15 protein-coding genes are annotated in these 15,544 nt (G+C 41.5%); 4 read left to right on the forward strand and 11 right to left on the reverse strand.

Annotated features, from left to right (window positions below; translation table 11 throughout):
- The first annotated feature begins 8 nt into the window (after nt 1-8).
- Nucleotides 9-1,010, forward strand: a complete 1,002-nt coding sequence (locus ABWV72_RS16960) for a FecR family protein (RefSeq protein ID WP_303501710.1) — start codon at nt 9-11, stop codon at nt 1,008-1,010.
- On the forward strand, nt 979-4,026 hold the full coding sequence (locus tag ABWV72_RS16965) for a TonB-dependent receptor (RefSeq protein ID WP_353371916.1): 3,048 nt from the start codon (nt 979-981) through the stop codon (nt 4,024-4,026). Before ABWV72_RS16960 ends, ABWV72_RS16965 begins: the two co-directional genes overlap by 32 nt.
- Before the next feature lie 25 nt (nt 4,027-4,051).
- Here ABWV72_RS16965 and ABWV72_RS16970 read toward each other — a convergent pair whose 3' ends face one another.
- Together ABWV72_RS16970 and ABWV72_RS16975 are read right to left on the reverse strand one after the other, a co-directional pair.
- A complete protein-coding gene (locus ABWV72_RS16970) occupies nt 4,052-4,522 on the reverse strand; it encodes a hypothetical protein (RefSeq protein ID WP_353371918.1) in 471 nt (156 codons plus the stop codon).
- Nucleotides 4,523-4,640: 118 nt separating this feature from the next.
- A complete protein-coding gene (locus ABWV72_RS16975; protein WP_353371920.1) occupies nt 4,641-7,262 on the reverse strand; it encodes an ATP-binding protein in 2,622 nt (873 codons plus the stop codon).
- A 300-nt stretch (nt 7,263-7,562) separates the two neighbouring features.
- On the opposite strand from ABWV72_RS16975, the gene ABWV72_RS16980 reads away from it, so the two are divergent.
- Nucleotides 7,563-7,751, forward strand: a complete 189-nt coding sequence (locus ABWV72_RS16980) for a hypothetical protein (protein WP_216047719.1) — start codon at nt 7,563-7,565, stop codon at nt 7,749-7,751.
- A gap of 64 nt (nt 7,752-7,815) precedes the next feature.
- Here the strand turns inward: ABWV72_RS16980 and ABWV72_RS16985 are convergent, their stop codons facing one another.
- From ABWV72_RS16985 to ABWV72_RS16995, 3 genes are all read right to left on the reverse strand, one after another.
- Nucleotides 7,816-9,006, reverse strand: a complete 1,191-nt coding sequence (locus ABWV72_RS16985; RefSeq protein ID WP_353371922.1) for an HD-GYP domain-containing protein — start codon at nt 9,004-9,006, stop codon at nt 7,816-7,818.
- Nucleotides 9,007-9,105: 99 nt separating this feature from the next.
- Nucleotides 9,106-9,447 carry an MGMT family protein gene (locus ABWV72_RS16990; RefSeq protein WP_216047717.1) on the reverse strand — a complete coding sequence of 114 codons (342 nt, stop codon included), beginning with the start codon at nt 9,445-9,447 and terminating at the stop codon, nt 9,106-9,108.
- Nucleotides 9,448-9,451: 4 nt separating this feature from the next.
- Nucleotides 9,452-11,446, reverse strand: a complete 1,995-nt coding sequence (locus ABWV72_RS16995; RefSeq protein WP_353371924.1) for a tyrosine-type recombinase/integrase — start codon at nt 11,444-11,446, stop codon at nt 9,452-9,454.
- A 167-nt stretch (nt 11,447-11,613) separates the two neighbouring features.
- Here ABWV72_RS16995 and ABWV72_RS17000 point away from each other — a divergent pair, with 167 nt between their 5' ends.
- On the forward strand, nt 11,614-12,234 hold the full coding sequence (locus ABWV72_RS17000) for a tRNA-uridine aminocarboxypropyltransferase (protein WP_353371926.1): 621 nt from the start codon (nt 11,614-11,616) through the stop codon (nt 12,232-12,234).
- A gap of 30 nt (nt 12,235-12,264) precedes the next feature.
- Here ABWV72_RS17000 and ABWV72_RS17005 read toward each other — a convergent pair whose 3' ends face one another.
- The 6 genes from ABWV72_RS17005 to ABWV72_RS17030 all read right to left on the reverse strand — a co-directional run bounded on the left by ABWV72_RS17005 (nt 12,265) and on the right by ABWV72_RS17030 (nt 15,305).
- On the reverse strand, nt 12,265-12,540 hold the full coding sequence (locus ABWV72_RS17005; protein WP_252728970.1) for a hypothetical protein: 276 nt from the start codon (nt 12,538-12,540) through the stop codon (nt 12,265-12,267).
- Between the two features lie 20 nt (nt 12,541-12,560).
- Nucleotides 12,561-13,511, reverse strand: coding sequence for an alpha/beta fold hydrolase (locus tag ABWV72_RS17010; RefSeq protein ID WP_252728968.1), 951 nt, complete (start codon nt 13,509-13,511; stop codon nt 12,561-12,563).
- Nucleotides 13,512-13,514: 3 nt separating this feature from the next.
- Entirely contained in the window at nt 13,515-13,949 is a 435-nt protein-coding gene (locus tag ABWV72_RS17015; protein ID WP_342805936.1) for a DoxX-like family protein, read from the reverse strand.
- Complete coding sequence (locus ABWV72_RS17020; RefSeq protein WP_353371929.1) at nt 13,940-14,395, reverse strand: hypothetical protein; 456 nt, start codon at nt 14,393-14,395, stop codon at nt 13,940-13,942. Before ABWV72_RS17020 ends, ABWV72_RS17015 begins: the two co-directional genes overlap by 10 nt.
- Before the next feature lie 15 nt (nt 14,396-14,410).
- The gene (locus ABWV72_RS17025) at nt 14,411-14,830 is read right to left on the reverse strand and encodes a DUF1801 domain-containing protein (RefSeq protein WP_252728966.1); all 420 of its coding nucleotides are present in this window, start codon (nt 14,828-14,830) and stop codon (nt 14,411-14,413) included.
- Nucleotides 14,831-14,924: 94 nt separating this feature from the next.
- On the reverse strand, nt 14,925-15,305 hold the full coding sequence (locus tag ABWV72_RS17030) for a SpoIIAA family protein (protein WP_216047907.1): 381 nt from the start codon (nt 15,303-15,305) through the stop codon (nt 14,925-14,927).
- Nucleotides 15,306-15,544 lie beyond the last annotated feature (239 nt).

Consider the following 15,544-nt stretch of genomic DNA (forward strand, 5'->3'; position numbering starts at 1 on the left):
AACAGTACATGAATAAACATACAATAGAGCAAGCCGCAGATTGGTTTGATCAACAGGACTCTCTTAACGCTGAACAAACTGTAGAATTTGAGCGCTGGTTAACCACGCCCAAAAATGCAGAGGCTTACCGCAAAATCAGTCAACTAATGCAATCAGCAGAACTGACTGCGGCAATGAATGTTAGTCAAAAACCTAGCACAGATGATAAAAACGCGGTCAGGAATAAGTCCCAGAATAACCACAAAGCCCATACTTTTAGTTTCTATCAATTCAATCCAACCAACATAGCCGCGAGCCTGTTCTGTATCGCGCTTATTAGCGCTTTTTTATTGTTTTTGCAAAATAAGCCCGATGATTCGTCGCCATTAGTCGCTGCACCCCACGCAGTTTATCAACAGCAAATTCAAGCCCCTGTAGGTGCTCGCTCCTCTCAAGTTTTGCAAGATGGTACACAAGTTCACTTGAATGCGAATAGCCAACTAAATGTGCAGCAAACCAGTACGTCTCGATATGCGCTAATGGAGCAAGGGCAAATATATTTTGATGTTGCCAAAGATAAAAATCGTCCGTTTGTCATTGATGTGGGGGACATGCAAATACGTGTGTTAGGCACCTCATTTGATGTAGACCATACCAATGCTCGCACCTTGGTTACCGTTTATGAGGGGCGAGTGCAAATAAACGCAGATGACGTGTTCACTCTAACCAAAGGCGAACAACTTCTGCTCGAAAATGGACAAGCCAGTAGATTGCCATCCAAACAGCTACCTATGCTACCGGCTTGGCGCGGCGGTTGGCTGGAAGTCGAACAACAACCGCTGCAAGACGTAGTAGCGCATATGCAACGTTACATTGAACAGCCTGTAGAAATTGCTTCTCAAGAACTGCTTGATCGCAAAATTAGTGGACGTTTCCCACTTGATAAGGCCGAACAGTCGTTAGCCCTTATTGCCAGCGCGCACCAATTCACTGTGACCTATGAAGCCGACAAAATCCTGCTTAGCAATTAGTAAAAACACCTTTATTCAATATGCATTCGGTTTTCTAAATGCTTTATTGTTAATGCTAGGATTTAGTTTCGCCATTAAAAGTAGATACAATAATCGGCAATACCGCCGTTATGCCCCGGTAAACGGGTTAATACTCAGTGTGTTTTTTTGTTTGCCCTCGGCCATGGCTAAAAACACCCAGTATTTGCAGACAAACACTGAAAAAAAACAATTTATTCAGATCCAAAACAGCTCGATTGAGGCGGCGATAAAACGCATCTCCTTAGTTTATCAAGTCCCATTTGTGATCAATGGCGTCGGCAATAACAGCGAAAATAAAGTAAATATCGAAGGCTTATATAGTCTTTCAGCCGCTCTAGAGAAAATGACCCGCCAAAGCCCATGGAAGTACGCTATCACCCCCCATGGCATTGAATTATCCCGAGCCGTAAAAAACCTCCCCAACACAGCAAAAAGCAACATCGATGAAATCATAGTAACGGGTCTGCGGGCTTCATTAGATAAAGCGAAACAGATAAAAACCCACACAGTGGCGGTATCAGATGCATTAGCATCTGATGATATGGCGAATTATCCCGATATTAATATGGCCGAGTCATTGCAAAGAATTCCAGGGGTGGTGATCACCAGAGAAGCAGGGGAAGGTCGACAAGTCTCGCTTCGAGGAACTTCTCCTGATTTTACCTTAGTTACCATAAATGGCATGCCCGTGCTGGCAAACAACGATTCGCCGATGGACAGTCGTGTGCAAAAACAACATGATCGGTCATTAGATTTCAACGTGTTTTCATCTGAACTATTCAGTCAAGCGCAAGTGCTAAAATCCTATAGTGCAGAACAAATTACTGGGGGGCTAGCGGGTACGTTAGCACTGCAAACTAATCGTCCATTTGCGCAAAAAGGATTTCAATTTGTGCTCGCTCCACAACTTGGAAAGAACGAATATTCAGATAACACCGCGCCCCGTATAACAGGTTTAATCTCCAATACATGGGGTAATTGGGGGGCATTATTGTCCGCCTCTTATGGAAAAAGGTTCGTAGAGGAACGCGGTGCAAATACGATTAGATGGCGGGCAATCACACCTACCGGAATTTCACTAGACGCCTTAGCTCCCGAGGTACAACAAAGCTTCGCCAACAATGAAGTTATTATGCCGCGAGGCAATCGTTATTCGTTATGGCGAAGCGAACAACAACGGCGAGGGCTAAACTTGGCCTTGGAATACCAAGGTGAGAAGTCTTCAGCACGTTTAGACATTTTACACGCAGCGTTAGGTGCAACTAGAAATGAGTTTCACCTATATCCACGAGGCGATCAATCAACACCTATAATACCTGGCATAACCGAATTCGTTGATGCCCAGTTGAACGCCAATAATGAGCTAGTCTACAGTGCTTTTAACAATGCCAGAGTAGCCACGGAAAGCCGAGCCCAAGATAACAAAACAACCTACAAACAAGCGGTATTTAACAGCGCATTTAACCTATCGGAAAAATGGTCATTGGCGTTACTGATAGGATTAGAGAAATCTGACTTTGAAATTCCCACCAGCAATAAGATTTATACCCAAGGCATGTCAGATATTAGTATCGATTACCGCGCTGACCGGTTTTTTGCGGATATTCAATATGCAAGTGATCTAACTCAGCGAGATCTTTGGGAAATGCGAGAAATTGATCTAGAAGAGTATTTTGAGACGACCCGCTACCAACACGGCAGAATAGCCTTAAAATATCAATTCACACCTAACCTGTTATGGCAATTTGGAGCTGAACACACGACCTTTGACACCCAAACATTATCTATATATCAAACTAATTTATTGTTAGATGCATGGTCAACAACAGCACAATCCTTACCCATGGAATATACCCAGCTAGTTGATTCTCATCCCAACGTTAGTTGGTTAGGCTTGCAAACCCACGATGCCATTCAGCACTTTGGAATTGATCCCTATTCACTAACGAATAATGTTGCTTTGATTGAACAGTTTGATGACGACTTAACAGAACAAAAATCATCTTCTTTTTTTACATTAAAGTGGCAATACAAGCAGTTTACAGTGGTGGCAGGCAGTCGTTACCAACAAGAAACAACAGATGTTGTGAATGAATTTTCCCGTCTTGAGCATAGCAACAAACATGTAAATTGGTTGCCCAGTGTGAATGTGGTTTGGCGACCATCGTTAAGCTATGCGGTTAGATTCAGTTTGTCTCGTAATTTAGCCAGTCCTTCACTTAGCGATTTGAAGGGCTATGCTGAATATGACCCTACCGACCAAGTTATGTATGCCTCAAATCCAGACTTGAAACCCTATGCCTCGACGAATATTGACGTCTCGTTAGAATGGGAAGCAAGAGATCACGTATCATTTTCAGTAACGCCTTTCTACAAATCGATTGATGATTTTATTGCACCACACGCAAGATCATTAACACTCGCTGAAACGGGACTAGAAAACAAATGGCAATCTAACAATCTATCTGACAGCTCTGTCATTACTCTGGTCACTAATCAAAATGCTGAGTCAGTTTCTCTATTGGGTTTTGAAACAATGCTGCGCTTCGAGTGGTCGTATTTAACATCTAGATGGCAACACGTCGGCCTAATTGGCCACTTTAACTATACGGATGGAACGAAGAATTACTACAATAACGACGCTGAGTTTTTGTTTCAAAAGGCGTTACCTTATTTATCGAAAAAAACCGCTGCGGTAACATTATATTACGACGACAAAACCCTTAGTGGGCGGATTTCAGCGTCCTATCGAGACAATTATATCCATCAAGTCAATCCAATGACTTTACAAGACGAAGATGAAACTGGTTTTCATTCAACCTTATATATTGATGCGAGTTTTAGCTTGCAGTTGAATCAGCAGTGGCAATTCAGCTTAGAAGCACAAAACCTTACTAATCAACGAGAAGAGCAATACAGTGATTCGACCGATCGAGCGTACAACTCAACTACCAGCGGTCGTACGTTTTATGTGGGTTTATTATATAAATATTAATCTGTTTAGTTGCGAAAAAAATGGATTACAACAAACACCTTTGCTGCTTGTATTTGTTCTCGCTTGCCTGCCTAATTAAGCGTTTAACATTGGCTATTTTTGGCATAAAGCTCTCAATTTTTTGATATTCATCTCGATAGCTTATTCTGCCGAGTATGCCTTTTTTAGCAAATAGTTTTAGTTCTGGCTTTAGCTGCTCATTAATCGATTGGATGTCCGTTAGGGTTTTATTTTGTACCTCGACGCTTTGTTTTTTAAACTTGCTGACAAAACATTGGCATAGATCGACACTTTCAGTTTTACTCACTTTTGAATCAAACAAGCCGATGAGCTCTTCACCGCTAATATCGTTTAGTACCTGAAATTGCGCCATGTAGTTTACGATGGAGTGTTCGGTTTTATCTCGACAACTTGCATAAAGCGTATCAACGGTTAGTTGTTTGCTGCATGCGGTCAGCAGAATAGTGGCTAGCAGTAAGAAAACGAGTACTTTCAAGTTACTTCCCTGTCTTGAGATTTGCGCTTGTTGGTTAAAAATGCGACTGAATTAGAGTATATCTAAACGCAAAGATTAACACTAATATGTCAACTCTGTAAGATTAGCGAAACTATCCTTATCTTTTTTCGGCGCGTGTATCTCTCATCAATTCAATTAATTGCGTTAGGCTTGCGGTGGCATCTTCAGATTGTTGCTGAGTTAAATTATCTTCCACTTGTTTCGCTAATTCACTTATACGGTCGAATCCGTAGCTACCCGCAGAGCCTTTTAATTTATGCATAAGTTGCTGCACTTCATTCCAATTTTGCTGTTTAACAGCGCTTTGGATATCGCTAATTTTGGTCCCAAAGCTAGCTTTGTAGTCTTCAATTAATCGCTCAAACTCGCTGCTAGGCTGAGAGGTTTGGTGCTCTATTGGATTATGCGTATGCAAATCCATCAACTCACTTAATTTAGCGTAAAATGCCTCGGTCTTAATGGGTTTACCAAAGTGCCCTGATGCCCCTGCCTGCATCACTTGTTTAATACTTTCGCTATCAACATTGGCGGTGAGCATCAAAATAGGACATTGAATACCCGAACTTAACAATCTGCGAGTTGTTTCTAAACCGTCCATATCGGGCATTTGCATGTCCATTAATACCAATTCGAAGTTATGTCGTTTCGCAAGCTCTAGTGCCTCAATGCCGCGGCTTGCTAAACTAATTTTCACACCGGTTTTTCTGAGTAAATAGGCGACTAACTGTAAATTGTCTTGGTTATCATCCACACACAGAATATGTCCCGATAGGCGTGGTATTTTTAGGTCGTTGTGTTGGTACTGCTGGGCAATATCATCGGCTTCTTTTTGGGATGTTAGCATTGCCTTATTGCGGGCTTCAGACCAAGGTAAATAAACAGCGAACTGGCTACCTTCGCCCTCTTGAGAGGTGACTTTAATATGCCCCCCCATAATTTCAATCAGTTGTTTGCTGATATATAAACCGAGTCCTGTGCCTCCATATTTACGATTAATCGCAGAACTTCCTTGAGAAAAGGCGGTAAACAGGCGCAACTGTTGCTCTTCACTCATGCCCACGCCACTGTCAGACACGACAAAAATTAAACGTCGTTTATAACTATCAAAATAAACCTGCAACTCCACCTGGCCTTGGTCGGTGAATTTAATGGCGTTGTTGCACAAATTAAGCAATATTTGCTTCAATCGAGTGGGATCTGTATTGATATAATGGGGCAACGGGAAGTGCAGTTGCAAATTGAACTGTAAGCTTTTTTCTTCAGCAAAACGGCGCATGTAGGACTGCACTTCATTTAATAAACTGACGGTGCACGTATCGATATTTTGCAGGTGGATTTTGCCTGCCTCAATCTTAGATAAATCCAAAACATCATTAATAATATTTAACAGATATTGGCCGCTACTGTTTATCGCTCGCGTTGCTTGCTGTTTTTCCTGAACGCTTGCTTGGCTATCATCTAGTACTTGGGTATATCCAATAATGGAGTTCAACGGTGTGCGTATTTCGTGGCTGACATTGGCTAAGAACCGATTTTTAGCTTCATTGGCAGACTTCGCCAACTCCTGCTCTTTTTGCACAATTTCAATTTGATATTTGGCTTTATTGGTTTGCCTGATTTCTTCGGCCTGATCTTTTATCTTTTGTTCACGCTGCATAACAGCTTGCTGCATGTTGTCAAACTCCAGCGCCAATTCGCCAAGTTCACTTTTTTCGGATACCTGAATTGCATCACTGTATTTGCCGCTGGCGACCAATTTAGCCGCATCCAGCAGTCGACCTACGGGTCGAGTGATACTGCGCGCAATATAGTAGGAACCAATCACCGCTAACAATAAACCCACCGCGAAGAATGGCAGTAACTCGAGCATAAATTGTCGTAAGGTATTCAACCAAGTCTGAATGGAGTCTTGCAATACCACGACAAACTGTCGGCGATTATCTTCAAACAGCACAAATGGCAATAATACGGTGTCATGGGTGTCTACCGTTTGAAACTCGATAGCGCGGTTTTCGTCTGGCAACATTAGACTGGCGTTTCTTATAGCATCATTTAACAATTCGTCGTTATCAATAGTCGATAGCGGAAGCAGTGCTTGATTATCGCTGACAACAGTAAGGTTGATATCAAGAGAAATTAAACTTTTAATTCGCTCGAACAGGCTTAAGTTGAGCTTTTTACCCATGATTAACCAGCCAATCACGCCGGGAGCACGAATAGGCTCAGCGGAAACCAAAAACGGCTGTTCTCCCATCATAGTGATCCAAGCTTGGTGTTTTTGTTCGTCACTCAGTTCTCGGCCTAAGGCTTGGGCAACTTGACTGTCCTGCCCACCATACTGGGAAATAAGCTTAAACTTTTTATCTAACACTAGGGCAATATCTGCGTCTATGCGGCTCCCAAAGTTAAATAAAATAGTACGGATAGATTCCTCATCTTCTCCTTGTCCAATGGCACTGCGCAGTGCCCAGTCTTTGGAAACCGTTTCTACATTTAGATCAAGTTGCGATTTGGCATTCGCCAACTCGTTTAAAAATACATTGCGGCCCACGTTCAAACGAGACAAAAATTGACGTTCAGCCTGATTATAGGCAGCGTTGTATATACTCAGCAGAGTTAACGCGAACACCATGCTAAACAAACTAACCACCAGCACAAATATTTTAATTTGTAATGGAGTCCAGATTAAATGTTTGCGTCTGCCTAAAATTGGCTTCAAATTAAAACCTAATAATTTAATTAATGATTAAAAAAACCTGCATTGAGGTTAGCCAGGTTGTTTGATTCTTCTGTGGGTAACTCTAACAGAGTGACCCGAACCTCAGTGCATAACTTTCATTGAATCAGATGTATATTTGACACTTTCTGTCAGACTTTTTGACAAGCGTCTAAAACACCTCCCCCACCAAAAACACTTAACCTTTTGTTTTTAAATAACATATCAAACATGGTTCGATTTATGCTGTATAAGAATAGTACAGTTTTTTTGATTGGTAACCCCAGAAGTATCAGGTGAAGTATGTCTTGTTTAACTCGTAAGTTGCAGCAAAATTTAACACGTTATGTCAAAAAGCACAGCGCTAACATTGCCGATAAGCCAGTGGAATGTGTAAAAGAAGAGTTAGTAGATAAGGGCCTGTGTCCGTCACACATAACCGACGACCAAATGCGCGAAATATTGCGTTGCGCTTATCAGTCGGGTAAATAGCCAGTAGCCAGCCAATCGCAAAAGGCATCTAAGTGCTAATACAATATGTATTTTGCACTAAATGCTAGATGGCTATATTTTCTTCAAAGTAACGATTAAAGTCGATGTCGAATTGGCTGGGCTTGACCCCCTTTTCAACCTTCATTTGGCTTTGGGTCAAGTCGATCTCTTTGATTGGTAAATAATTTCCAGTGCGGGCAGAATAAAAGATCTTCACAACAGGTTTCAATGGTGCCAATTCATTGCAACTGACCACCATACCCACTTGTTCGTTGTTTAGCTTCACTAGGCTGCCTACAGGGTAGACGCCAACACATTTAATAAACTTTTGCACTAAGGGCTGATCGTACATCACAGGTGAGTCAGCCAGTAATATTTTGAGGGCTTTTTGAGAAGACATGCCTGATTTGTAACAGCGATCGGCTGTTATCGCATCATAAGTGTCGACTATGGCTATCATGCGGCCATATAAGCTAATTTCATCCCCTCGTAAACCTTCTGGATACCCATAACCATCCAGACGTTCGTGATGCTCTGACATGATTTTTATAATGTGTTCAGGTAATCCCATTTCTTCTAAGGTTTGAATCCCAAGAAAGACGTGATCGCGCATAATATTCATTTCTTGATCGGTAAGTCGGCCGGGCTTGTGCAGAATACTATCTGGTATTTTAATTTTACCAATATCGTGTAAAAAGCCGGCTAACGCGAGTTCTTGCACTTCAATTTCTTGTAAGCCAATAAATTGCGCAAAATTCGCAAGCAATATCGCCACGTTAAGGGAATGCTCCAACAGATAACTGTCTTTTTCACGTATTTTAGTTAAACACATCAGCGCGTTGGGGTTACGATCGATAGAGCCAACAAGTTGTTCAGTAAATTCTCTAGGCAGTTTTAAATCAATTGGTAAGCCTTTGGCTACCAACTTAAACATCCTATTTTGAATTACTTTACCTTTGTCGTGTAATTGCTTAGCAACTGCAATTTCACTGTCAAAAGTAATATCTCCCCTGCGTTTAGTGGGCTGTTTTTGTTCTTCTGAGGGTTGATTATCTACGTCTGGTTCAGGCTCTGGAGTAAACTCTTTACTAGGATCAATAAGAAGTCGGATGATGCCTTTTTTTTTCAACTGGCTGACAATAGCGCGTTTAGTCACCTTTCCTTGGCTTTTGATTTTCATATTGCCACGCTGCTCAACAATAGCTTGAACGTACATGCCTGGCTTCAATTCATCAATTGAAATTTCTTTTAACACCGGCCGAAAACTCGTTGCTTAAAATAGATACGCTTAAACATAAACCACACTGCTGTTTGGTACAAGAACATTTACATAATCTTTAAATTTATCAAGTATTTAGTAGTTCAATTTAAATAGCATTTCTGCTAAGTCAGGTTGCCATTGAAATACCTTCAGTTTCACTCTGTTATTAAATACTGCAACATTCTCTTGTTGTAATAACCCTGTTTGCAAATTGGATTGCTCACTTTGCGCCGGAAAAGCAATTTTACCGTCTGCTCGAAGTACTCGATGCCAAGGTACTTGCAGCGAATCAGGGGCATAACCTAACGCTTTACCAACTAAGCGAGCCCGTCCCGGTAAACCCGCTAAATCAGCGATTTGCCCATAACTGGCAACCTTGCCAATTGGAATCTGTAAAACCGTATTCCAAATTCGCTCATAGTGCTGCTGATTCACGTTACTATGCTAATGGAAACTGCAAATTAAGTTGCTCAACATCAACCGGCTCGCCACGACGATTTACCTGACGATACAAACTCAGATCTGTGGGGCTAACAAAGCCTGCCACTCGCTCTAGAGCGTTAAGTCTAGCTCCCTGCACAACCAAATAGGTCAAATAGGTATGTCGCAACGCCGCCACCGAAAACTGCTCAGCAAACGCTAAACCGGCATCATGGGCGATGTTTATCATCATCTGGTCGAGTTGTTGAGCATCGTGTCGCCCACCTAACAATTGACTTTCGGCAGCTTGATTGGCCCGCAAATTATCAACAATTTCCATACAATCGGCGGTCATTGGAACGCTTCGAGCATACTCTCCAGAGATCTCTAAAGACTGGGTTTCTGGGTCAACATCCTGAATCGTCACATTGAGTAATTCGCTAGGACTGACACCATTTAAAATCAATGAAATTGCCAATTTTCCGTCACGATTAGCCACCTTGTACAAACTTCCACATTCAGATTCTGACAATAAACGAGCTGCACTTGGCGCATTGTTTTGGGCTAATTGTAAGGGTGTTTGTTGATGTCCTAATTGTGCATTTTTTTGTTGCTCTAATGCGTGCTGTGCCGCCAATTTTTGCTCTAATGTCAGCCCTGAAGAAGAAGGAACAACATTGTAGCTTGTCATCGTTGGGGCTGGCGTTTTTTGGCGATGAATGAAACTGAATAGCAGCAGCGCAAACAAACTCACCAGCGTAGCTGCAGCTAAAGCAATCGCCGAATCTCGCCAATAATTAGGGGATATTGGGTAAGTTGGAACAAAGGGTTGTTCCAATACGTTGATTTTTGCTTGGAACGGCTTTTGTACTTCAGTTTCTACCAGTTGATCCTTCAATTGCTGAGCTTGTTCTTGCAACTGACTTAGTGAACGCATTAATCGGCCGTATTCTTCTAGCTTTTGATTAAATACCTGCGCCTCTTTACCCAATTCATCAAGCTGAATTTCTAATTGTTTTTGCTTCTGTTCAGAGGCCACCACTGTGCGTTGTAGATCTTCCACAAATTTCTGCTGGCTTTCAGCGGCGACAATAGCATAACGGGACTTCAACTCTTCTAATCTGCGTCTTTTGTTGACGATGCTTGGATCTAAGCGCATGTATTCAGCGGTATATCGCTGCGATAACTCGTATAGTTCAGCTTCAGTATCTCGTATTGTACTGCGAATATCGTCCAGTCTATTTTTGTCGCCAGGGTGAATAACCGAATCTCCTTGGGCGATACTCTGTTTCACACTTTCTAAGGTTGCCGCAGCTTCTGCTTGCTGGGTCTCAGCCGTGTCTAACGCGGCCCCCATACTTTTAATCTTTGACAACGCGCGGTTTTCATCGCGCTCCATTGAAATAATGTTATTTTCTTCACTATACTGCTCCACTAATTCGCGCTGCTCGATAATCTTCTGTTCCAGCGCAATGAGCTTTTCTTGTCCTAGTGATAAATCTTCTACCGTATTTTCCTGAGTTTCTTCTTCTAACCTCGCCAAATACAAAGCCAACCATTGTTCAAGCACAGGTTGTAAATGGTTTTTGTTTTCGCCAGTGGTAAATAGATTAATAATCCGGCTATCAAGGTGCTCTTCAGTAGACACCATATTGGCTAGCTCTTCGGTGGTTAAATTTAACGAATACTGCTCAGCCAGTTGTGTGCTTAGACTATCTAAAATTCGGTTGCTGGTAAGACGCTTATTGTTGAGGGTTATTTGCTCTTCAGGCACAGCGGTTTGTTGATTATTCAGCTGCTGAGCATAACTAAAGTGAATTATCGCCTGGCTTTGGTAGATTGGTGAGCGGGTCCAAATCCAAATCATAGCGACCACAAATACCAGCATAAAACTGATACTCAATACCCACCACTTTTGCTTCTGAAGCTTTTTACTTTCTTCCTCAGAGCGTCTATCCATGCTGTCTGTTCCAAATTGTGGCGGGATCACTTCCACGTTTTCGCTAAATGACATGTTTTATATCCATATTCCTTAAACGAGCGTCTGACATTAAGACAAACACACGAAGATTTTTATACCTAATAGATTATCAGCTATAGTAAGGCTCTGCGACTGATATTAAGTTCCAAAAATAATAAATTTGGATTCATTTTCGAGATACAAAAACCTTAACATATTTCATGACAAACTCTTACGTAAAACCAGCAATCAAAAAACGAGTCATTTGTCGACGCTGTAAGTACCCGCAAACAGTGTGTATTTGCGCGTTTATTAGTGAGGTAAAAATCCCCCTGCAATTAACCATATTGCAGCATCCGTTAGAATCGAAACATGGCAAAAACACAGCAAGACTCATTCCCTTGTGTATTGAAAATAGCGAAATATTCGTAGGCGAAAACCAGCAGGATTTTATTGATGTAAAAACTCAAGTCATGGCTGCTTCTCAAAATACTTGGGTGTTGTATCCCCATGCCTTTAGTCAACCGTTGGAAGAGCACTCAAAACACTTTCAGAACGTATTACCCGATAGGTTAATAGTGATAGATGCGACTTGGCGTAAAGCGACTAAGATGTGGCAGTTGAATCCTTGGTTACATGCTTTGCCAAGTTGGCATTTTAATACCCTACCTGACAATCAATACCGTATTCGCAAATCTACACTTGAGCATAGTTTATCTTCATTAGAAGCCACGGCCCAAGCGTTGAGCATATTGTGCGATACAGATACTCAACCTTTGTTAACTTTGTTCGACGCCATGCAAAGGCAACAAGAACGGCATATACCAAATTTAGGGGTTTGAACAATCACAAAGAGCTAAGGAAATCGGGATTTATTTTTGACGTTTAAAATGAAACCAGTTGGGCAGCCTACCGACAATAACAACATAGTATGCAAATATCCCTAAAGCGGAAAAAATGATCCCACTGACACCGGGTTCCCGCCAATTTTCGGTAAAAAGTGAATAGACAGAAAAAGCAATAACCATCAGCGTAGGTGAGGCCACAAGAGCGATCATGACGCGCACGTTCGCCGGTATTTTCACCGCCTTTTGAGTTTCCACATTCGAACTTGTTGACGCTTTGGCTGATGGCGAATTTTGTGTCATGTTTTACCTTCTGTAATCATTCACTGTTGCAGAAAATCAATCACACTTTTGACTGTAGATTCAGGATCTTCTTCGTGGGGAACATGTCCAAGTGTAGCAAAAATAACCAGCTCACTGTTTTCAATTTCCTCTTGAAAACGTCTTCCTAATTCGACCGGAATAAGGCGATCTTCTTGCCCCCACATAATCAGCGTAGGCTGCTTAATCTCTGGTATTCGTTTACTTAACTCACTAGGTTGAGTTTGCTCAAAGCGCGCTTCTAACGCTTGCCTATTTCCAGTACGAGTGGTCAATTGGTAATAACGGTCTACCAACTCAGGTGTGACCTTGCTTGGGTCACCATAAACGTTTTTAACACTTTTCACCACTAAACTACGAGGCAACATGTCGCCTATAAGTAATTTAAGTAACGGTTGCTGGGTTATTGTAAACGCTAAGGGTACCGACGTAGATTGGTATGGATAACCACTGGCATCGACTAAAACAAGCTTTTCAACACGTTGCGGGTAAAACACTGCGGTTGCCCATGAAATGTAACCACCTAAGGAATTTCCCGCCAATACAAAACGATCAACCCCAAGGCTATCCATCACATCAATCACTGTCTTGCTATAACGCTCAATGGAATAATCATTTTCTGGGTTTGGACCAGTTAAACCAAATCCAGGCAAGTCAAACCGTATGACTCTGCGCTGAGACTTTAATGCCTGCGTCCACCCCTCCCAAGTATGCAATGATGCACTAGTACCATGTAGCAGAACTATTGGAAGAGGATCATCTTTTGGCCCTTCATCGCGAAGATGAATTTGCATTCCATCTAGCTCAATAAACTCTGAAGGTGCTGGCGCCCATAGAGGCGCAAGTTCAGCAACGGTTTTATCGGGTTGCTGAAAAAGGATAAGGAGTACAACATAAATTGCCACCAGCAAAATCAGTATTGAGCCCAAGAACGTCATTATGCGTTTTACCATTTACTATTCCATACTACTTCTGTGCACATTACATTCTCCACTTCCGGTTAATCTCGTCTGTTGCCGCGGAGTCTGTTGTAGCAACACAAAACTCAACACAATTAGTGGAATGTTTGTTGTCACTGGATTAAATGCTTCCACTAAAATTTGCGGAATGAAAATTAACGTGAATATCAACAAAGCTGCCAAATTAAGAGCGCTAAAGTAAATGAGTAACCTATTTTTGTAAAACAAAATCAAAGCAACCCCCAAAATTATCTCAGCCACACCGGCACATCGCGTAATTATTAAACTTTGCTGGGGGGAAAACCCAAGGCTGGCTGTCATCAACATTTCCAACGGCGCAACATGCAACAGCTTAGGCACTAAGCCGTGATAAATCCAAGCCAAGCCTATGGTAAACCTAGCTAGTTGCACAACCGACACAGTTAACAACATTCAAACTGTTCAAAGCGTAATTTTTTACGATAAAGGTATCTAGAAACCAGCAAAGGAAAAGGACAAATGAAGGCGAAAAGAGGATTGTAATCGATGAAAAATAACGTACACAACACGCAGCCAATGCCACCACAAATCAGGTGAAAACGATAAAAAGAAATACTCTCTTCGTAGGCATCAGGAAACACTAACTTTAACAGTAATTGGAATAGCCCCCAAATGCCAACTGAACTCAAAATAATACCAAAAACAATTAAATAACCAATCTCAAAACCACGACTGATCATTTCCATGCCAACGATAAAGCCAGAATCTATCACTGCGATCCATAGCGCAACAACCGCGCAAAAACCACAAAGAGATTCGACCAAAAATAGGTTTTTCTTGGCTTTTTTCACCTTGACTGAGACTCGTTCATCGATTTCATCTGAATAAAATACTAACACGCAAATACTGTGTTTTTAACACCCTAACAATGGCAGATGTTTAATTTTATGGTATTTAAGAGTGAGTGCTATGCAATGGTATAGCTCAGTTTCAGGCAATTCGAGAGCCAATGGCAACAAAATTGCTCGATTGCCAACAAACTGCAAGCGTCTGCAGTACAGTTCTTTAAAGGTTTCTATTAACTTAGTTTGGCAGTTAACATAAATGAAGATATTGTTTGGATCTTTAGGCTTCCAATCCATTCTTAGGGTACTACCGGTTTTGCTAAGGTAGCTCGGTTCTCCCCACTTCAACGTCTCTTCGAGGTATTTTACTTCGGGGGTATTAGTTGCCACACGTAAAATTAGGTCGCGTAAACATAACAACTGGTTGCGTGGTTTTTGTGGGTAACTATTGATTCGGTTTAGCACCGACTGCCCTTGCGTAAAGACCATATTGCTCCTGTACTCAGGTTAATTACCCACAAAAATGCAAATCAATTTCGCCACTTATGGTAAAACTAAAGGTGACTGTTTTTGTCACCTATACTTAAGGTTTTAACCATTCCATTGCGTCTTCAGGATTGTCAAAGTACTTTACTTCACCGGAAATAAACCAAGTGCCAATCTTCGCCGCATACTGTTGCCATTTTTTACTGCCATAAATAGCGATTTTGTTGAATTCATTGTTGTACTTTAAACCAATTTTGAAATCATCCCAAGCCGCCCTTAAATCCCAGCCTTCTAGCTCAGTTGCATCTATGAAGGCGTTAACTTTCGGATCTTTCACTTGGGTTAGCGCAGAGTCGATAAGTGGTGTGATAATTTCATAATCTTCGTGAGTTAACTTGCCAACAATTTGCATGGATAGAAAAAAATTCTGTTCTACTCGTTCAATACCAATAGATAAGCCGTGTTTTTTAACTTTCATCATACTAATTCCTTATGCCCAGATTAGATTCAAATGCAGTCTCGTATTGCTGACTGCATTATCAAATTATACTCGCTATAAGGAATACATTTAGGCTTACATGGACGTTTTCAAACCCATAACTTGATTGAAATCAAAAGAAACGAATTTAATTTTCGTCAACTTTTTAGAATCAGTTGATCAGCGCTACTGTAAGCTCAAAATTAACCTTCTTGTGATTGGATTGACGATGCTAGCCA

It is taken from the genome of Aliiglaciecola sp. NS0011-25 (assembly GCF_040370605.1).
Classification (GTDB): Bacteria; Pseudomonadota; Gammaproteobacteria; order Enterobacterales; family Alteromonadaceae; genus Aliiglaciecola; species Aliiglaciecola lipolytica_A.